This is a genomic window from Streptomyces sp. NPDC046862 (genome assembly GCF_040704615.1).
In the GTDB taxonomy this organism is placed as follows: Bacteria; Actinomycetota; Actinomycetes; order Streptomycetales; family Streptomycetaceae; genus Streptomyces.
Genome location: NZ_JBEYXP010000016.1, coordinates 114194 through 131551 on the forward strand (window position 1 = coordinate 114194; position 17358 = coordinate 131551).

The 17358-nt window shown below is 70.4% G+C and carries 17 protein-coding genes; 8 read left to right on the forward strand and 9 right to left on the reverse strand.

Going from position 1 to position 17358, the window contains the following annotated elements; genetic code table 11:
- Positions 1–4: 4 nt before the first annotated feature.
- The 4 genes from AB0959_RS19830 to AB0959_RS19845 are packed head-to-tail and all read right to left on the reverse strand — an operon-like array spanning position 5 to position 4832.
- Positions 5–1048, reverse strand: coding sequence for an NAD(P)-dependent alcohol dehydrogenase (locus AB0959_RS19830; protein ID WP_366827717.1), 1044 nt, complete (start codon positions 1046–1048; stop codon positions 5–7).
- On the reverse strand, positions 1045–2145 hold the full coding sequence (locus tag AB0959_RS19835; protein WP_366827718.1) for an ABC transporter permease: 1101 nt from the start codon (positions 2143–2145) through the stop codon (positions 1045–1047). Before AB0959_RS19835 ends, AB0959_RS19830 begins: the two co-directional genes overlap by 4 nt.
- Positions 2146–2172: 27 nt before the next feature.
- Complete coding sequence (locus AB0959_RS19840; RefSeq protein WP_366827719.1) at positions 2173–3705, reverse strand: sugar ABC transporter ATP-binding protein; 1533 nt, start codon at positions 3703–3705, stop codon at positions 2173–2175.
- Positions 3690–4832 carry a substrate-binding domain-containing protein gene (locus AB0959_RS19845; RefSeq protein WP_366827720.1) on the reverse strand — a complete coding sequence of 381 codons (1143 nt, stop codon included), beginning with the start codon at positions 4830–4832 and terminating at the stop codon, positions 3690–3692. Before AB0959_RS19845 ends, AB0959_RS19840 begins: the two co-directional genes overlap by 16 nt.
- A gap of 368 nt (positions 4833–5200) precedes the next feature.
- On the opposite strand from AB0959_RS19845, the gene AB0959_RS19850 reads away from it, so the two are divergent.
- Genes AB0959_RS19850 through AB0959_RS19865 form a run of 4 tightly spaced genes read left to right on the forward strand, consistent with a single transcriptional unit; the run spans position 5201 to position 8189 of the window.
- Positions 5201–6610, forward strand: coding sequence for an aromatic ring-hydroxylating dioxygenase subunit alpha (locus tag AB0959_RS19850; protein ID WP_366827721.1), 1410 nt, complete (start codon positions 5201–5203; stop codon positions 6608–6610).
- Positions 6595–6921: a 2Fe-2S iron-sulfur cluster binding domain-containing protein gene (locus AB0959_RS19855; protein ID WP_366827722.1), complete on the forward strand. Its 327-nt coding sequence runs from the start codon at positions 6595–6597 to the stop codon at positions 6919–6921. The genes AB0959_RS19850 and AB0959_RS19855 overlap by 16 nt, the downstream gene beginning before the upstream one ends.
- Before the next feature lie 6 nt (positions 6922–6927).
- Entirely contained in the window at positions 6928–7143 is a 216-nt protein-coding gene (locus AB0959_RS19860) for a transposase (protein WP_366827723.1), read from the forward strand.
- Positions 7144–7148: 5 nt separating this feature from the next.
- The gene (locus tag AB0959_RS19865) at positions 7149–8189 is read left to right on the forward strand and encodes an NADP-dependent oxidoreductase (protein WP_366827724.1); all 1041 of its coding nucleotides are present in this window, start codon (positions 7149–7151) and stop codon (positions 8187–8189) included.
- Here the strand turns inward: AB0959_RS19865 and AB0959_RS19870 are convergent.
- From AB0959_RS19870 to AB0959_RS19885, 4 genes are all read right to left on the reverse strand, one after another.
- Positions 8172–8486 (reverse strand): putative quinol monooxygenase, encoded by a 315-nt coding sequence (locus AB0959_RS19870; RefSeq protein ID WP_366827725.1) that lies wholly within the window; start codon positions 8484–8486, stop codon positions 8172–8174. The genes AB0959_RS19865 and AB0959_RS19870 overlap by 18 nt on opposite strands.
- A gap of 72 nt (positions 8487–8558) precedes the next feature.
- Positions 8559–10295, reverse strand: a complete 1737-nt coding sequence (locus AB0959_RS19875; protein WP_366827726.1) for a PEP-utilizing enzyme — start codon at positions 10293–10295, stop codon at positions 8559–8561.
- Between the two features lie 41 nt (positions 10296–10336).
- Positions 10337–11128 (reverse strand): SDR family NAD(P)-dependent oxidoreductase, encoded by a 792-nt coding sequence (locus AB0959_RS19880; RefSeq protein ID WP_366827727.1) that lies wholly within the window; start codon positions 11126–11128, stop codon positions 10337–10339.
- Positions 11129–11157: 29 nt separating this feature from the next.
- Positions 11158–12474, reverse strand: coding sequence for an aromatic ring-hydroxylating dioxygenase subunit alpha (locus AB0959_RS19885; protein ID WP_366827728.1), 1317 nt, complete (start codon positions 12472–12474; stop codon positions 11158–11160).
- Positions 12475–12626: 152 nt separating this feature from the next.
- On the opposite strand from AB0959_RS19885, the gene AB0959_RS19890 reads away from it, so the two are divergent.
- The 4 genes from AB0959_RS19890 to AB0959_RS19905 all read left to right on the forward strand — a co-directional run bounded on the left by AB0959_RS19890 (position 12627) and on the right by AB0959_RS19905 (position 16626).
- Positions 12627–13082, forward strand: a complete 456-nt coding sequence (locus AB0959_RS19890) for a VOC family protein (protein WP_366827729.1) — start codon at positions 12627–12629, stop codon at positions 13080–13082.
- A gap of 96 nt (positions 13083–13178) precedes the next feature.
- Positions 13179–14183 (forward strand): thiamine pyrophosphate-dependent dehydrogenase E1 component subunit alpha, encoded by a 1005-nt coding sequence (locus AB0959_RS19895; protein WP_366827730.1) that lies wholly within the window; start codon positions 13179–13181, stop codon positions 14181–14183.
- A gap of 5 nt (positions 14184–14188) precedes the next feature.
- On the forward strand, positions 14189–15202 hold the full coding sequence (locus AB0959_RS19900; RefSeq protein WP_366827731.1) for an alpha-ketoacid dehydrogenase subunit beta: 1014 nt from the start codon (positions 14189–14191) through the stop codon (positions 15200–15202).
- A gap of 5 nt (positions 15203–15207) precedes the next feature.
- Entirely contained in the window at positions 15208–16626 is a 1419-nt protein-coding gene (locus AB0959_RS19905; protein ID WP_366827732.1) for a 2-oxo acid dehydrogenase subunit E2, read from the forward strand.
- A gap of 8 nt (positions 16627–16634) precedes the next feature.
- Here AB0959_RS19905 and AB0959_RS19910 read toward each other — a convergent pair whose 3' ends face one another.
- The gene (locus tag AB0959_RS19910) at positions 16635–17240 is read right to left on the reverse strand and encodes a helix-turn-helix domain-containing protein (RefSeq protein WP_366827733.1); all 606 of its coding nucleotides are present in this window, start codon (positions 17238–17240) and stop codon (positions 16635–16637) included.
- Positions 17241–17358: the final 118 nt, after the last annotated feature.

The following is a 17358-nucleotide window of genomic DNA, read 5'->3' on the forward strand; positions in this document are numbered from 1 at the left end:
GGGCTCAGCCGTGCGGCAGCACCACCGCGCGGCCGTTGATGTCTCCGGCGTGCAAACGCTCGTACGCCTCGGGCGTCTGCTCCAGGGTGAAGGTCTCGACGTGGCAGGGCACGAGACCCTGTCGGGCGAGCTGGATGACCTCCATGAGTTCCGTGCGGCTGCCCCAGTAGGGGAACGAGGCCGACACCTCGAACGGCAGCCCGCCCCCGAAGCCGACGGCCAGGGTGCCTCCGCCGAGGCCGACGACGGTGACATCGCCCGCCACCGCCACCGATGCGGCGGCGATGGCCAGGGTCGCCTCGGAGCCGACGAAGTCCAGGACGACCTCCGTTCCCGTACCGCCGGTGAGTTCCCGGATCCGTGCGGCTGCCTCGCTGTCGGAGAGCAGCGTCTCGTGGGCACCGACTTCGCGTGCCAGCTCCAGCTTCTCCTTGCCCACGTCGAGGGCGACCACCCGGGCCGGGGTCAGGGCGCGGAGCAACTGCACGGCGATGTGCCCCAGACCGCCGACACCGATCACCACCGCCGTGCTGCCCGGCAGCAGTTTCGGCAGCGATCTGCGGATCGCGTGGTACGGGGTCAGCCCGGCGTCGGTGAGGGGCGCGGCCTGCACGGGGTCGAGTCCGTTCAACGGCACCAGGTGACGGGGCGAGTCCACTACGACGTACTCCGCCAGGGCACCGGGGGAGCCGAGTCCCGGCGGCATGATGCCGAGCCCCGCGGCGTGCGGACAGCAGTTCTCCTTGCCCTCGGCGCACTGGTGGCAGCGCCCGCAGCCCCACGGGCCGTACAGCGCCACCGCCTCGCCCTCCGCCACGGCGGTGACACCAGTGCCCACCGCCGCCACCGTCCCGACGCCCTCGTGCCCGAGGGTCATCGGCAGGGCGTAGGGGAACTGTTCCCCGGGCCAGCCCATCACCGCCAGATCGGAGTGGCAGAGCCCCGCCGCCGTCACCTTCAGCAGCACCTGGCCCGGGCCGGGTTCGGGCACCGGGACCTCTACGACCTCGGGGGCGTGCCCCACCCGCCGGTACTGCACAGCCTTCATCCTCGGATCTCCTTGCTGGTAGTTCCCTCCGAACGGGTCCCCGTCCGGCGGCGCAGAACGGCGGGCAGGGCGATACGGCCACCCGTGAGGACCAACGCCACGATGAGGACCGAGCCGGTGAACAGGCTCGCGGCCCACTGCGCGCTGGTGGCGAGCCCGAGTCCGGTGATGCCCGTGCCGAGCAGGAGGACCGCCAGTACCGTTCCCCAGGCGTTGAAGCGGCCCGCGCGCAACTGGGTCGCGCCGACGAACGCGGCGGCGTAGGCCGACAGCAGATACGGGGTGCCCGCGGTCGGTGATCCGGATCCCACCGAGGACGCGAAGACGATGCCGGCGAAACCGGACAGCAGTGCCGAGGCCACCAGGGTCAGAAACCGCAGCCGGTCGGTGCGCACGCCCTGCAGCCGGGCCGCGTCGGCGTTGAAGCCGGTGGCGTACAGCCGGCGCCCGGTGGCGGTGTGTTCCAGCAGGAACCAGATGGCGAGGGCGGCGAGCAGCAGATACAGCACCGGCAGGGTGACGCCGCCCGCGTCCAGCTGGGCGATGTTCGCGAACGGCTTGGCGAGGAGCTGCACACCGGTGATCGAGCTGTCGTCGGTGACCATGGTGATCAGGGACTGGATCAGCGCGCCGGTGGCCAGGGTGGCGATGAACGAGTCGACGCGCAGGACCACCACCACGATTCCGTTGACGACTCCGATCAGCAGCGCGGCGGTCATCGCCAGGGCGATGGCGGTGCCGGGCCCGAGTCCGGCGGAGACCAGGAACCGCGCGGTCAGCACGCTGGTGAGTGACATGGTGTAGGCGATCGAGAGGTCGAAGACACGTGCGGCCAGCGGCGGTACGACGCTGAGTGCGACCAGGCCCGCCACGGCGTTGCCGTTCAGTACCTGCTTGACCGTGACGGCGGTCGGGAACGTGTCCGGCGCCCAGACGGAGAAGAGCACGACGATGACCAGCCACACGTACACGGCGCCGATGTTCCGGAACGACAGGGCCGCCGCCGCCCGTCGGACCGCTGTTCCCGGTACGGACACCGCGGATCTCTCCGGTGCGGACGGCGGGAGTTCCGCCGCCCGGGTCGGGGTGGACGTCATGGCAGTCGGTTCCTTCCATGGCTCATGTCACTCGGTTCCTTCCATGGCGTGCACGAGTGCGGACTCGGTGACCTCCCGGCCGCTGATCTCCCGTGCGATCCGGCCGTCCCGCACCACCAGGACCCGGGTGCACAGCGCGAGCAGGTCCTGCGTGTCGGACGAGGACACGATGACGCCCATGCCGTCATCGGTCTGACGCTCTATCAGCTCGTACAGCTGCAGGCGGGTGGCGATGTCCACACCGGCAGTGGGTTCGCACAACGCCAGCACCGGTGGGCGCTGGGCCAGACAGCGGGCCACGACGACCTTCTGCTGGTTGCCGCCGCTGAGTGTGGTGATCCGGGCGCCGGCCGGATGGCGGCCGGCGGTTCGCACGCCGACCCGCCGGATCCAGTCCTCCGTCAAGGCGGACTCGCGGCGGCGGCGCAGCCGCCCGGAACGACCGCGCAGCCGGTCCAGCAAGGGCAGGGTCAGGTTCTCGCCGACCGAGAAATCGCCGATCACTCCCTCGCCCGCCCGGTCGGCCGGGACCAGGGGAAGGCCCAGGCCGTCGGCGTCACGCGCCTGCGTCCACCGCTCGGAGTGTCCCGGCAACCGCAGCCTGCCGCTCACCCGCCCGGCAAGGGCCCCGCACACCGCGTACGGCACGATCTCGTGGCCGGAGCCGACCAGACCGGTGATGCCCAGGCGCTCGCCCCTGGCCAGGTCGAAGCCGACTCCCCGCAGGGGCCCGGCCCACAGGTCGCGGACCTCCAGCACGGAGTCGGCAGACCCGGAAGGGGGCGGGGGACGGTGCTCGGTCTCCATCTCCTCTCCCGCCATCAGCTCTGCCAGCGAACGCGGAGTGAGCTCGGCGATCGGGCGCGTGGCGATCCGGCGTCCGCCGCGGATCACGGTGACCCGGTCGGCGAGTGCGAAGATCTCGTCCATCCGGTGCGAGACGTACAGGACGGAGGCGCCGGCGTCGCGGATCTCCCGCACGATGTCGAACAGGCGGGCCACCTCGCCGGGCGGCAGTACAGCGGTGGGCTCGTCGAGCACCAGGACACCACGGCGGCCTTCCCAGCCCTGCAGCGCGGCGGCGATGGCCACCACCGTGCGCTGGACCGGGGTTGCCGTCGCCAGGGGCCGGCGCACGTCGATACCGAGGCCGAACCGTTCGACGAGCGCGGTCGTCCGCCGTTCCATCTCCGGCCAGCGGATGTTGCCGAGGGCCGTGCGGGCGAAGCCGTGACTGAGCGCGAGGTTGTCGATGGCGCTCAACTCGCCCACCAGTCCCAGCTCCTGGTGCACGAAGCGCAACCGGTCGTGCCGGGAAGCGGTGACCTGGCCGAGGCCGAAGGGTTCGCCGTCCAGTTCGGCCACCGCACCCGGCTCCGCGTGGTGGTAACCGGCGAGGATCTTGATGAGGGTGGACTTGCCGGAGCCGTTGGGCCCGATCAGGGCGTGGATCTCGCCGGGCGCGACCTCGAGGTCGACGTCCTCGAGTGCCTGGGTGCCGCCGAACCTCTTCGACAGGGCGGCCACCCGGAGCACCGGCCCGGTCAAATCAGCCCCCACAGCGCCTTGAACTGCTTCTGGTAGTCCTCGACGATCGGGAAGTCGCCGTCGGCCGAGGGCAGGTTGTCCTTGGTGACGAGCATGTTGGGAAGCGCCGCCTTCTGATCCACGGCCATGGAGCCGCCGGTGAAGTGCCGGGCCAGCGCGTCGACCTGGAGCCAGGCCGTCTCGTGGGAGTTCAGCGCCATCGCGCCGTCAGTCAGTCCGCTCTGGATGTACTGGTAGTTCTGCGCGTCACCGACGTTGACGACGATGTGCTTGCCGGTGATGCCCGCGGTCTTCAGCGCGGTCGGCACACCCACGTTGAGCAGGCCCAGGGAGAAGACGACATGGGTCACCTTCGGGTGCGACCGGAGGTACGACACCACCCGGTCCGGCATGTCCTTGCCCACCGCGGTGATCGGCACGTCCACCTGATCCAGCGCGCAACCTTCGCACCATTCCTTGTACTTGGCCGCGAAGGCGTCCTTGACGGGCTTGAGGATCGTGTAGGCCGGGAGGTCGAAGTAGACGGTGTTCGCCTTGGCGCCGCTGTTCGACACCACCCATGAAGCGAGCATCTGGCCCTGGATTCCCACGTCCTTCGGCCCGTTCTTCAGCAGGGAGACTCCCTTGCCCACCACGTCGTCGGCGTTCGACTGGATGACGGGGATGCCGGCCGCCTTCAGCTGTGCCAGCTGCTTCGCGTACACGGCGCGCGGGAAACCGGAGGCGACGACGGCGTCCGGCTTGTCGCGTACGGCCTGTTCGTAGGCGGCCTGGACGGACTCCGGGGTGCCCTGGGTGGCGATCCGCTTCACATGCCAGCCCAGTTCCCCGGCGGCCTCGGTGAAGAAGTCGGCGAGGTCCTTGCAGGACTGGACGCCGCAGAGGATGAAGTCGATCTTCTTGCCCTTGGGGATCTTCCTGCCGACGGGCTGGGTCACGGAGATCGTGTCCGGGCGCTCGGAGTACTTCGCCAGGGCCGCGCGGGCCGCCGTCAGGCCGGGGGAGGCGGGCGCCGCCGCCTGCGTCGAGTCGGCGGATGGAGTGGTGCCGGTGCCGCACGCCGCCAGGGCGAGCAGGGAGGTGGCAGGGGCGATCGCGGTGAGGGCGCGGCGGGCCGCGCGACGGTGTCTGGAACTCATCGTCGAGTACTCCCGGGGTGTGTCGCCTGCGCTGCCGCCGCTCGCGTCGGTGTCGCGTCCGCGGTGGTCGGCTCCGTTCAGGCGGATCGATTCTGTGTCGCCCCGCGAGCAGGAACGCCGCGGGGCGCGGGTCGGGGCGGGCAGAGATCGTCCCGAAACGGAGAAACTTATGAGGAACTACAGCCTCAAGTGGCTCGGAGTGTGACATGCCCCGGTGGCCTTGGGGAGGGGGACGCCGCAAGAAATTCCTGGATCATACGGAAATGGCAGGGTGACCTCGGAAGAGACGGGCTCCACCGCCGACGTGAGTGTTGCTCCCGGCTGCAACCGGTAACTACACTCACTCTAAAGTTTCTGCCGGAGGAGACATGATGGACGAAACGTCGGAGCTGGGCACGGCGCGGTGCCCCGGGCCCAGCGTCCAGGACTACCTCGACCAGGACAGCCGCCCCGTTCCCCCCGCCCTGAGGTACGAGCGCAACGACTACCTCGGCAGCGAGGACATCGACACCGCCCGCTTCACCTCCCGAGCATGGGCCGAACGCGAGATGCGGCAGGTCTGGCGGCGCGTCTGGCAGTTCGCCTGCCTGGAGAGCGAGATTCCCGAGGTCGGCGACCACGAGGTCTACGACATCGGAGACGACTCCCTCATCGTCGTCCGCACGGCCCCCGGCGAGATCCGTGCCTTCGTCAACGTCTGCCTGCACCGCGGACGCAAACTCCGCACCGGCGGCGGCAACGTCGGCGAGTTCCGCTGCTCGTTCCACGGCTTCGCATGGAACCTCGACGGCACGATGCAGAGCCCGCCCTGCGCCTGGGACTTCCCGCACGTCACCCCGGAGAAGTTCGCACTCCCCGAGGCACAGGTGGCCACGTGGCGCGGCTTCGTCTTCATCAACATGGACCCGTACGCCGAGTCCTTCGACAGCTACCGGGGCACCTTCGACGACTACTACATCTGGCCGCTGGAGGACCGCTACAAGTCGCTGCACATCGCCAAGGTGCTGCCCTGCAACTGGAAGGTCGCACAGGACGCGTTCATCGAGTCCTTCCATGTGATCGCCACACATCCGCAGATGTTGCCGTGGCTCGCCGACGCCAACTCGCAGTACGACGTCATGGCGGACCAGCCGAACTGGAACCGCATGATCAACATCCAGGGCGCGCCCAGCCCGCACGTGGCGGACTCGGTGACGGAGGAGGACGTCCTGGAGACCTTCTACGACTCGCGCGCCTTCTACGCCGCCGCCCAGGGCCGTGACCTGGTGCGAGAGGACGGTGACGACCTTCCGGCGATCCCGCCCGGCGGCACCGCCCGCCAGGTCCTCGCCGAGCGGATGCGCGCGCAACTGGCGGCCACCTCGCAAGCGGACTTCTCCAACACCCCGGACACCGAACTGCTGGACGCCATCAACTACTTGCTGTTCCCCAACTTCAACCCCTGGGGCGGCGCAAAGTCGAACATCATCTACCGGTTCCGGCCCAACGGCCTCGACCCCGACTCCTGCACCGCCGAGATCATCTTCATGTCGTCCCCGAAGCAGCCCGGCGAGCTGCCGCCCCCCGCGAAGATCCGCTGGGTGCCGGAGGACATGCTCTTCGCCGACATTCCCGAACTCGGTGTCCTCGGACCCGTCTTCGACCAGGACTGCGAGAACCTTCCCTACGTCCAGCAGGGCCTGAAGGCCATGCGCAAGCCGGGCATCACACTGGCCAACTACCAGGAGAGCCGCATCCGCCACTTCAACCGGACGCTCGACCGGTGGATGGAGAAGTGACCCACCGGGTGGCGGTCAGGCCCCTGGGCGTCGAGCTCGAAGTCCTCGACGGTGAGGATCTGTTCACCGCTGCCCAGCGGCTCGGCTACCGCTGGCCCACCGTCTGCGGCGGCAAGGGCACGTGCCGGACCTGCTTCGTCCAGGTGGAGGAGGGCGTGGAGAACTGTTCCCCGGTGGGCGCGCTGGAACGTGAGGGCATCGAGGCCCTGCGCAGGCCGGTGGACGGCCTGACCCGGCTCGCCTGCCGGCTCCGGGTCGAGGGCCCGGTGACCGTGACCAAGCGCGGCGTGCGCCGCCGAGTGCAGAGTTGAGGACCCATGTCCAAGCAAGTGATCCACCCTCTGACCGGGCATGTGTACCGGCTCACCGAGGACGGACTGGTCGAGGTGACCGACCCCAGGACCGGGGCGCGGGGCGTCTTCGACTTCCAGGCCCGGTGGCAGTCGGGCGAACTGCGCCACGCCGACCTCCAGATGGCCGGCTGGGTGGGCCGCCTCGCCCAGCGTCGTGCCAGCCGGCAGCCGGAGGAGTGACCCCGGTGACGCCCCGTACCACCCGGGTGGTCTGTCTGGTGCGCCGACCGGACGGAGAACCGGTCCCCGGCGACTTCGCCGTCGAGGAACGCCCGCTGCCACTCCTGGGGGACGGGCAACTGCTCGTGCGCAACCTCTACATGAGCGTCGACCCGTCCATGCGCGGGCGCCTGGAGAGCACCGAGAAGCACTACACGCACAACTTCACCCCGGGCTCGCCGCTCGACGGCCGAGCCCTCGGTGTCGTGGAGGAGAGCCGCTGTGCCTCGGTGCCGCCGGGCACGTACGTACGCCATCAGCTCGGCTGGCGGGAGCGGGCCGTGCTGGACGCGGCGCACACCGACGGCGCGGGCCGCATCGACCCCCGACGCGCCCCGCTGCCCACCTGGCTGGGCCTGCTCGGGCAGACCGGGTTCACCGCGTACGTGGGCCTGACCCGGATCGCGCAGCTGCGTGCGGGCGACACCGTCTTCGTGTCAGCGGCAGCGGGCGCCGTCGGCACCGCCGCCGGCCAGTTCGCGCGGCTGCTGGGCGCGGACCGTGTCATCGGGACCGCCGGAGGGCCGGACAAGTGCGCCCTGCTGGTCAAGGAGTTCGGCTATGACGCGGCCGCGGACTACCGGGCCGAGCCGGTGCGGGACGCGCTGGCCCGGCTGGCGCCCGACGGCATCGACGTGTACTTCGACAACGTCGGCGGTGAGCAGCTCGCCGCCGCACTGCACGCGCTGCGCACCGGTGGCCGGGTCGCCCTGTGCGGCATGATGTCGCAGTTCGGCGGCGACCGGCGGTCCGCGGACATCAACCAGTTGATCCAGGCGGTGCTGAAGCGGCTGACGCTGCGCGGCTTCATCGTCCGTGACCACGACGACCTGCGGCCGGAGTTCGAGCAGCGGGTCGCGGGCTGGCTCGCCGAGAGCCGGATCACCGCCCGGGAGACGGTCGTCGACGGCCTGGAGAACGCCGCGGGGGCCTTGCTGTTCCTGCTCGCCGGCGGCAACGTCGGCAAGATGCTGGTGCGGTTGGACGGATCAGCGCATGGCCCGTGACGAGGCCACGGTGTGGGCCCGCAAGGAGACCCCGGCCCGGGTCAGCCCCGACACGGCAGCCCGGAAGTCCTTGATGTGCGGCGTGGTGAAGTGCTCGTCGAGGGCCTGCTGGGAGGCCCACCGCTCGTACACCCGGATCCGCCGTTCGTCGCCCGGGTCCGCGGTCATCGCGTAGTCCAGGCAGCCCGGCTCCTCCTCACGGGTCCGGGCTCCCAGCACGACCAGATGGTCGAGCATCCTGTCGCGGTCGCCGGGCTCGTAGTCCATCCAGCCGGCGACGATGATTTCCTCTGCCATGGGGTGTTCCCTTCGCGGTCATGGCCGTGGGCCCGCCGCCCCGTCAAGGGGAGCGGCGGGCCCACACGTTCCTCAGCCGCCGAGTGCGGCCGGCGTGCTGTCCACGGTGACCGTGCCCTTGTCGCCGTCGACCGTGATCACCATGCCGTCCCGCAGACGCTGTGTCCCGCCCTCGACCGAGATGACGGCCGGGATACCCAGCTCCCGGCAGACCACCACGGCATGGCTGTTGAGCGCGCCCACGTCCACGACGGCCGCCCCGGCGACCAGGAACAGCGGGGTCCAGGCCGCGTCCGTGATCGGCGCGACCAGCACCTCACCGGGCTCCAGCGCCTCGCACGAGGCCGGGTCGGTGACCACACGCACCCTTCCGGTGTACGTGCCGTGGCTGCCACCCACACCACCGAGCACATCACCCTCGACGGCCACCGCGGTCCGCTCCTCGGCGCGTCGCGGCCACCTGCCTATCTCGGTCTGCGCGTCCTCGGCGACGAAGAACGGCGGTTCGAGCTCGTGCAGGGTCGCGTACTCGTCGAGCCGCCGCGCGATCACCGGGCCGAAGGACTCCGGGGCGGCCACGTAGTCGTCGAGTTCGGTTTCCAGCAGCATCATCACGTCCTCGGGCCGGGCGAAGAGCCCCGCCTCGACGCCGCGGCGGCCGAGTTCCCGTACCGCCATGCGGATCTCGTTGACGACGGTGACGCAGTTCGCCTTGGTGCGCTCGCGGGCCGGGATCCACACCTGCGAGGCGTGCATGCCGGCGTCGAACATGGGCTGCGCGTCCTCGGGCAGCGCGGCCCGTATCTCCCGTGCCGTCCGCTCACGCCCTTCGGTCAGCCGGGCTCGCCGAGCGGCGGGGGAGTCGTCGTCGGGACTGTGCCGGATCCGGTCGACCAGGGCCAGCGCCTGGACGGGCGCCGCCTCCCAGGACAGCGCGTGGATGTCCCACTCGTTGGGGCCGCGGTCGCCGGACTCCGCCAGGAACTCCTCGAAGGAGTCACGGAACGCCTTCACGTCCCCGGTCGCATCGCTGAGCGCCCGCTCCACGGCGGCCGGACCCCGGTCGAACAGCGCGCTCAGCTCCGCCGAGGCAGCCACCTGGCGGGAGAGCGTCCACAGTCCGGTCGAGGGGGAGGCGGAGTCGACGTCACCGAGACCGCCGATCAGGTCGAGCATGGCGCCGGGGCGGTCCACACTCGCGCACAACGGTCCGAGGATCGCCGGTCCCACGGACGCGGGCAGCGACGACTCGACGTGCCGCTGGAAGGTCGTCTCCACCTCGTCCAGCAACGACCGTGCGTGCGCCACCAGTTCGGCGTCGGAGAGCTGCGTCAGATCGGGTCGCGAGCGGCGCAGCGCCCGCAGCCGTTCCCGGTCGGCGTCGGCCTCGGGGAAGCCGGCCTGGCCGAGCATCCGCTGCAGCGTCGCGCCCGCCTTGGCGGTCAGCTCCTCGTCCTGGTCGTCGGGATGCGCCACGTACAGCGGTGTGTCGGAGCGCTGGCCGACGAAGGCAGCGTCGATCTGGTCGGCCGTCTGGCCCATGCGGATGCCGAACAGCCGCATGTGGGACAGGTTGAGGTAGAAGTGGCCGCCGAACATGCCGACGAACGGCGGTCGGGAGCCGGCCACCTCCTCCTCCCGGTAGATGCCGAACCCCACGAAACCACGACGCCAGCCCATGAGACCCCGCCCCCAGACCAGGGTCCAGCCCAGTGGGCTGGCGGGGTCCGGCAGGGTCTCGCCCGCGTTGGCCCGGGTGTAGTGCGGCAGCCGCTCACTGCGCTGCCAGTCCGTGATCCAGCTCTTCATGGCCGAAGCTCTCCCGCTGTCCGTCCCGGTTCCGCCGGGGCCTACCACTGTGCCGTTCCGCCGTCGACGCTGATCAGCGCGCCGGTGATACCCGCCCCCGCGTCGCTCGCGAGCAGCGAGGCGACGGCCGCGATCTGCTCCACCGTGGTGATCTGCTTGGTGGCCGCGTGCTCGGCGAAACGGTTCAGCCAGACCTCGTAACTGATGCCCTCGGCCTCCGCCGCGGCCGGTCCCGCGGCCCGCATCAGGTCGGTGTCGACGGCACCGGGGCAGATGGCGTTGCAGGTGATGCCCTGGGTGCCGTACTCGAAGGCCGTCGCCTTGGTCAGTCCGTGGATGGCGTGCTTGTTGGTGATGTAGTGGCTGATCGCGGGCTTGTTGGCCTGCTTGCCCTCGACCGAGGAGATGTTGATGATCCGGCCCCAGCCGTTCTCCAGCATCTTCGGCAGCGCCCGGCGGGTGCCGTAGAAGTAGTTGTTGACGTTCAGGTTGAGGGCGTCGTGCCATGCCTCGTCGCTGAGCTGGTGGATCGGGGCGAAGCCGGCGCTGCCGCCCACGTTGTTGACCCAGATGTCGAGTCTGCCGAAGCGCTCGGCGGCGAAGTCGGCGAGGCCCTCGATGTCCTCCTGGCTGCCGGCGTCGCAGGGGTGGAAGACGGCCCGGTCCCCGGCGCCCATCTCCTCCAGGGCCTGCTTGCCCTTGATGTCGCTGCGGCCGCTGACGACGACCGTGGCGCCGTCGGCCAGGAACTGCTCGGCGATGGCGCGGCCGATGCTGCGCGTGCTGCCCGTGATCACCGCGACACGTCCGTCGAGGCTGCCCGTAGCCACCATGGTGTTCTCCCGCGAGTGTGGTTGGTTGTTCACCTGGCGGCTCTCGCGCCGGTGGCGCCCTGTTCCAGGTGTGCGTGGATGGTGCGGTGGAAGTGCTGGAGTCCGGGCTCGTTGCGTCCGAAGACGAAGTCGGTCCCGTCGAGGGCGTTGAGGCCCTGCTGGACTCCGTAGGTGGTCGCGTAGTCCTCGTCGCGGACCACTTCGTGGAACCATGCGCCGAACCGGTCGGCGGCTTCGCGCTCCTCCTCGGTGACCGCCGGTTCCCGCAGCAGGATGATCTGCTGGGTCACCGACTCGGTCGCCGTGCGGGGGAGTACCAGGGAGACGGCGATCTTCTGGCGCCAGCCGCCGGCGATCGCGAGGCCCGGGAAGAGCCAGTAGATGGGTCCGACGCAGTCCCCGGGGTCGCGCCGGTCCGCAGGCAGCTCGACCGCCTGAGCGATGGGTCGCAGGGCCGGTGCGATGCGCTGGTGGGGGCCCCAGGTGTCGTGGGCCATCATGTTCGAGAGGTTCGTCTCGAACACCGTCTTCGGGTGCAGCGAGGCGAAGTGGTAGGTCTCCAGATACCCGTCGAGGGTGACTTTCCAGTTGGGGCTGGTCAGCTCGCTGGTGGAGAAGTGGTGGCACTCCGCCAGCCGCAGGCCTTCCAGCAGGGGCCGCAGATCGCCCAGCCAGTCGTCCAGGTCGGGCTCGGCGGCCGGGTCCAGCGAGACGAAGACGATCCCCGCTCGCTCCCCGGCCGGGAGCCTGACCAGGCCGCGGCCTTCGCGCGGGACATCGCCGAAGGTCTTCTCCGCGTAGACGCCCCGCAGCTCTCCGGCCAGGTCGTACGACCAGGAGTGGTACGGGCAGGTGAGCCGCCTCGACACCCCGCAGCCGGGTTCGAGGAGCTTGGCCCCCCGGTGCCGGCAGGCGTTGATCATCGCGTGCACGGTGCCCTGCCGGTCGCGAGTGATCAGCACGGGGATGCCGAGCACGTCGATCGCCTTGTAGGTGTTCGGCCCCGGAAGCTCACAGGACATCGCGAGCGGCAACGGGACGCTCCGGTGGACGGTATCCATCTCGCGCTGCCAGCGGTCGGCGTCGAGGTAGTTGGCCACGGGTTCCGTCCACTGGCCGTCCGCCTCGTGCGTCGTGTTGTCGCGGTAGTGCGTCATCACACGCTCGACGAGTTCGGCGGCCTCCCGGCGCATCGTCACGGACGCCGCGTCCGTGGACCGGTCCTGGCTGATCCACGACGAGTATTCGGGGGCTGAGGGGGCTGAGGGGGCGGGGCGGGCGGAGCCCGGTGACCTGCGCTCGGCGCCTGCTTCCCGAATCTCCGGTGAACTGGTCTGGACCACCATGTCCTCACAATCCTCCCAGCCGCGAGCCGGTGACCGGCTTCGGAACGCGACAGCTGGGCTGTGTCCGAAACTGCAACAGCACTTAGTGTGCTCTGTCAATAGAAAGTGTCGAAGTCGCCGCTCGGCGTCGCGTGGGGGTGGGTGTGATGGTCATGACCCTGCCGTTCGAGGTGGGTTTGGTGGTGCGGGACCTGGAGCTGATGGAGTGCTTCTACCGCGACGCGATCGGCTGTCGCGCCGAGCGCCGCTCATGCGTACCGGCGTCCGTCGGGGGCCCGGCCGGGCTCGGGGGCGAGCTGGTCGTCGTCTGGCTGCGGGTGCCCTCCGGAGGGTGCGTCAAGTTGGTCCTTCCCCGGTCGGCGCCGGTGTCGGCCCACGCGGCGCCCTGGTCGGCCGGGCGTCCCGGGCTGTCGTACCTCACCTTCCATCTCGACGACATGGACCCGGTGGTGGCGGCGCTTCCGGCCGCGGGTGCCCGGCCTCTGTCGGACCCCGTCGTGGTCCCGGCGCGCGGTCGGCGGATCAGCTTCTGGGTGGATCCCGAGGGCAACACCGTGGAGTTGGTGGACGAGCGGGGAGGCGACTCCAGCGTGAGGCATAGTAATTAGAGACGCTGTTCAGTAAGGTGCCGAAGGCTGGTTACTGTAGACCGGCATAAGTAAGTCCGATTGCTCGGCAACCTCCCTCGGGCGAAGGGGCGGACGATGGCTCAACGAGCGTCCACAGCGTCGAAGAAATCCGCGCAGGTCAGCGCGCAGGTCATCAAGGACCTGCACGAGCGCATGGTGCGCATCCGGCTGTTCGAGAGCGAGGCGGGAAAGCTCATGGAGGCAGGCAGACTGCCCGGCTTCCTGCACCTCTATGTCGGCCAGGAAGCCGTGGCCGCCGGCGTGATGGCGGCCCTGCGCGACGATGACCAGATCACCTCCACCCACCGCGGCCACGGGCACGCCGTGGCCAAGGGTGTCGGCTTCCGTGAGATGTACGCCGAACTGTACGGCCGCAGCACCGGGGCCTGTCTCGGCCGCGGCGGAAGCATGCACATCAACGACCTCACCCGCGGCATGCTCGGCGCCAACGGCATCGTCGGGGCCGGGGTCCCGATCGCCGTGGGCGCCGCCTTCGCCGCCCGCTACAAGGGCGAGGACAGCGTCGCCGTGACCTTCTTCGGCGACGGCGCCACCAACATCGGTGCCTTTCACGAGGGCGCCAACATGGCCGCCATCCTGGGCCTGCCCGTGGTCTTCGTCTGCGAGAACAACGGCTATGCAGAGTTCACCCCGCAGTCCGGGCACATGCTGCTCACCGACGTCGCCGACCGGGCGGCCGCCTACGGCATGCCCAGCGTGATCGTCGACGGCATGGACGCGGTCGCCGTCCACCGCGCCGCCACCGATGCCGTCGCACGAGCCAGGTCCGGCGCGGGTCCGATGATGATCGAGGCCAAGACCTACCGCTACTTCGACCACCAGGGCGTCAAGGGGCTGCGTCACCCCTACCGCTCGGACGAGGAGGTCGCCGAGTGGAAGGCCCGCGACCCCATCGACCTGATCGAGGCCCGCGCGATCGCCGACGGCACCGCGACCCGCGCGGAGCTGGACGACGTATGGCTGCGCACGCGCGAGGAGATCGCCGACGCCATCACCTACGCCGAGGCGAGCCCGCTGCCCGACCCCGCCGACCTGCTGCTCAACGTCTACTCGGGATGACCGCCATGACCACCACCACCGAAGCACCGGCCCTCACCACGCGGAAACTCACCTACGTCAAGGCCTTCAACGAGGGTCTCGCGCAGGCCATGCGCGAGGACGAGAACGTCTTCGTCGCCGGCGAGGACGTGGCCGGATACGGCGGCGTGTTCCGGATGTTCGACAACCTGCTCGACGAGTTCGGCCCCCGCCGCATGATCGACACCCCGATCTCCGAAGCCGCCCTGGTCGGACTCGGCGTGGGAGCCGCCGCCCGGGGGCTGCGCCCCGTCGTCGACCTGATGTTCATGGACTTCATCGGCGTCTGCCTCGACCAGATCGTCAACCAGGCGGCGAAGATGAAGTACATGTTCGGCGGCGCGCTGTCCGTGCCGCTCACGATCACCACCGCCTCCGGCGCGGGCCTCGGCGCCGCGGCACAGCACAGCCAGAGCCTTGAGGCCTGGCTGGCCCACGTGCCCGGCCTCAAGGTGGTGATGCCGTGCGACGCCTACACCGCCAAGGGCCTGACCGTCTCCGCCATCCGGGACGACAACCCGGTCGTCGTCATGCTCAACAAGGTGCTGCTCGGCAGCACCGGCGAGGTACCCGAGGAGATCTACGGCATCCCGCTGGGCCGGGCGCACACCGCGCGGCACGGCTCCGACGTCACCGTGATAGCCCTCGGCCGCATGGTGGGGGAGGCCCTCGCGGCGGCGGACGAGCTCGCGGCCGAGGGCGTCGAGGTCGAGGTGATCGACCCCCGCACCGTGCAGCCGCTGGACACCGAGACGATGTTCGCCTCCGTCCGCCGCACGAACCGGGTGCTCGTGGTGCACGAGGCCGTCACCTTCGGCGGACTCGGAGCGGAGATCGCCGCCCAGATCCAGGACGCCGCCTTCGACCACCTGGACGCGCCGGTCCTGCGCATCGGCGCCCCCTTCGCCCCGGTGCCCTTCTCGCCGGTCCTGGAGAAGGCGTACGTGCCCGACCGCGCCCGCATCGCCCAGGGCTGCCGGCGCCTGCTCGAAAGGTCGTGACCGACATGGCGGTCGAGGTTCTGCTGCCGAAGATCGGTCTGACCATGCAGGAAGGCACGATCGACGAATGGCTGGTGCCCGTCGGCGCGGCCGTCGCGGAAGGAGACGCGCTGCTGCGGCTGGCCACCGACAAGGTCGACGTGGACGTCGAGGCGGAGGCCGGGGGACTGTTCCACCCGGTGGTCCCGGCGGGAGCCACCGTCCCGGCTGGGGCCCTCATCGGCTGGCTGCTGGCCGAGGGCGAGCAGCCACCGCAGGCGATGGGCGCGCCGGGGAACGGCGCTCCTCCTCCTGACACCGGCAGTGGCGCTACGGCCCCCGACGCCCGGGGCGCCGCCGCGGCTGCCCCCGGCGACGGTGGTGCGGCTCCCGACTCCGGCCGAACCATCGCGGCGCCCTCGGCCAAAGGCACCACTGGGCGGCTGCTGTCCTCACCCAACGCCCGGCGGGTCGCCGATGCCGCCGACGTCGACCTCACCGCCGTACGCGGCACGGGGCCGGGTGGCCGGATCGTCTCCGAGGACGTGGAGGAGTTCCTCGCGACCCTCCCGGGCGACCTCGTCGCGCCGGTCCCGGCGGGCGGCACAGCCTCCTCGCCGCTGGTCCGCAAGCTGGCGAAGGAGCGCGGCATCGACCTCTCCGACGTGAACGGTACCGGGCCGGGCGGTCGGATCCGCAGGTCCGACCTCGACGCCGTCACTCCGGCGCCGGTCCGCCGGAACGGGGTCCCCCGGCCCGGCGACGTCCTCCCGTTCACCGGTATGCGCGGCACCATCGCCCGCCGGATGCACGCCAGCCTCCAGGAGATGGCCCAGCTCACGCACGGCTTTGAGGTGCGGATGGACGCCGTGGTGTCCCTGCGGGACCGGCTCAAGGAGGAGTGGGCCGACAGCGAACTGCCGGTGCCCAGCATCAACGACTTCCTGCTGAGGGCTGCTGCCCTCGCGCTGCGCGAGCACCCGCTGCTCAACGCGACGGTACGGGAGGACGGCGTCCATCTGCTCGACGGCATCCACCTGGGCTTCGCGGTGGCCGTCCCGGGCGGCCTCATGGTCCCCGTGATCGAGGACGCGCCGGCCCTGTCTCTGCCCGAGATCGCCCGCCGGTCGAGGTCGCTGGCCGAGGCCGCTCGCGAGGGGCGGATCTCGCCCGCGCAACTGGAAGGGGCCACCTTCACCGTCACCTCGCTCGGCGGCTACGGCGTCGACTTCTTCACCCCCGTGATCAACCCCGGCAATGTCGCGATACTCGGAGTGGGCAGGCTCCGGGACGGTGTCGAGTGGGTGGAGGACAGGCCACTGCGGACGCGGGTGCTCACGCTGAGCCTCACCTTCGACCACCGTGCCGTCGACGGGGCACCCGCCGCCGAATTCCTGCGCACGGTGGACGAGTTGCTGAGCAAGCCCCTTCGCCTGCTGGTGTGAGCCGCCCGCTACGGGGCCCGGTCGGCGATCCGCTCCGCGAGGTCGCCGACCTCGCGGACGAAGGAGCGGTGTCCCAGCGACCGGTAGACGTCGTCGCCACGGACCTGCGAGATCGCCGCGGTCTCCAGCAGAGCCAGCAGGCCCAGGCCGATCACCGCCGCCTCCGCGTCGGAGACGGACTCGCGGGCCTTGCGGATCAGCCGCACCAGCTCGTTCAGCGACTCCGTACGGCTCTCCTGCCGCAGCGTCTCCGCTTCCTGGCTCATGCCGGCCGACGACACGAAGAACACGGTGGCGGCGGACCTGTGTTCGCCAAGCCAGGCCAGCAGCCCGGTGACCGCGGTCCCCATGCCCGAGCCCGGCTCATGGGCCTGAGTGAGTGCCTCCAACTGCTCCCGCAACGCCGTGGCGAACATCCGCATGGCTTCCGCGAGGACCTGGTCCTTGGAGGAGAAGTGGTAGTACACCGCCGCCGAGGTCATCTCCGCTCGAGCGGCGATGTCGGCCACCGTCACCTCGTCCGGCGGTTGGGTGGCGAACAACTCCGTGGCTGCCTCGATCACCCACTGCCTGCGCGACGGACGGTGAGCGGCGCGGGTTCCGGATGTCGTCATGATGTCAAGTATGCCGTGGCCCCGGTGGTCCAGAGGCACGCAAACAGCAGGAATTATGCGGACGGCGGGTGGGAGTTACTGGATACAATCGTCAGTACGCAGGGCCCGAGGACGCGGG

Bases quoted from the DNA above. Each gene is read 5' to 3' on its own strand.
- AB0959_RS19895 (WP_366827730.1), top strand. From the start codon at position 13,179: ATGGCTCAACGAGCGTCCACAGCGTCGAAGAAATCCGCGCAGGTCAGC.
- AB0959_RS19880 (WP_366827727.1), bottom strand. From the start codon at position 11,128: ATGGTGGCTACGGGCAGCCTCGACGGACGTGTCGCGGTGATCACGGGC.
- AB0959_RS19885 (WP_366827728.1), bottom strand. From the start codon at position 12,474: ATGGTGGTCCAGACCAGTTCACCGGAGATTCGGGAAGCAGGCGCCGAG.
- AB0959_RS19900 (WP_366827731.1), top strand. From the start codon at position 14,189: ATGACCACCACCACCGAAGCACCGGCCCTCACCACGCGGAAACTCACC.
- AB0959_RS19875 (WP_366827726.1), bottom strand. From the start codon at position 10,295: ATGAAGAGCTGGATCACGGACTGGCAGCGCAGTGAGCGGCTGCCGCAC.
- AB0959_RS19870 (WP_366827725.1), bottom strand. From the start codon at position 8,486: ATGGCAGAGGAAATCATCGTCGCCGGCTGGATGGACTACGAGCCCGGC.
- AB0959_RS19860 (WP_366827723.1), top strand. From the start codon at position 6,928: ATGTCCAAGCAAGTGATCCACCCTCTGACCGGGCATGTGTACCGGCTC.
- AB0959_RS19850 (WP_366827721.1), top strand. From the start codon at position 5,201: ATGATGGACGAAACGTCGGAGCTGGGCACGGCGCGGTGCCCCGGGCCC.
- AB0959_RS19830 (WP_366827717.1), bottom strand. From the start codon at position 1,048: ATGAAGGCTGTGCAGTACCGGCGGGTGGGGCACGCCCCCGAGGTCGTA.
- AB0959_RS19910 (WP_366827733.1), bottom strand. From the start codon at position 17,240: ATGACGACATCCGGAACCCGCGCCGCTCACCGTCCGTCGCGCAGGCAG.
- AB0959_RS19890 (WP_366827729.1), top strand. From the start codon at position 12,627: ATGACCCTGCCGTTCGAGGTGGGTTTGGTGGTGCGGGACCTGGAGCTG.
- AB0959_RS19845 (WP_366827720.1), bottom strand. From the start codon at position 4,832: ATGAGTTCCAGACACCGTCGCGCGGCCCGCCGCGCCCTCACCGCGATC.
- AB0959_RS19905 (WP_366827732.1), top strand. From the start codon at position 15,208: ATGGCGGTCGAGGTTCTGCTGCCGAAGATCGGTCTGACCATGCAGGAA.
- AB0959_RS19835 (WP_366827718.1), bottom strand. From the start codon at position 2,145: ATGACGTCCACCCCGACCCGGGCGGCGGAACTCCCGCCGTCCGCACCG.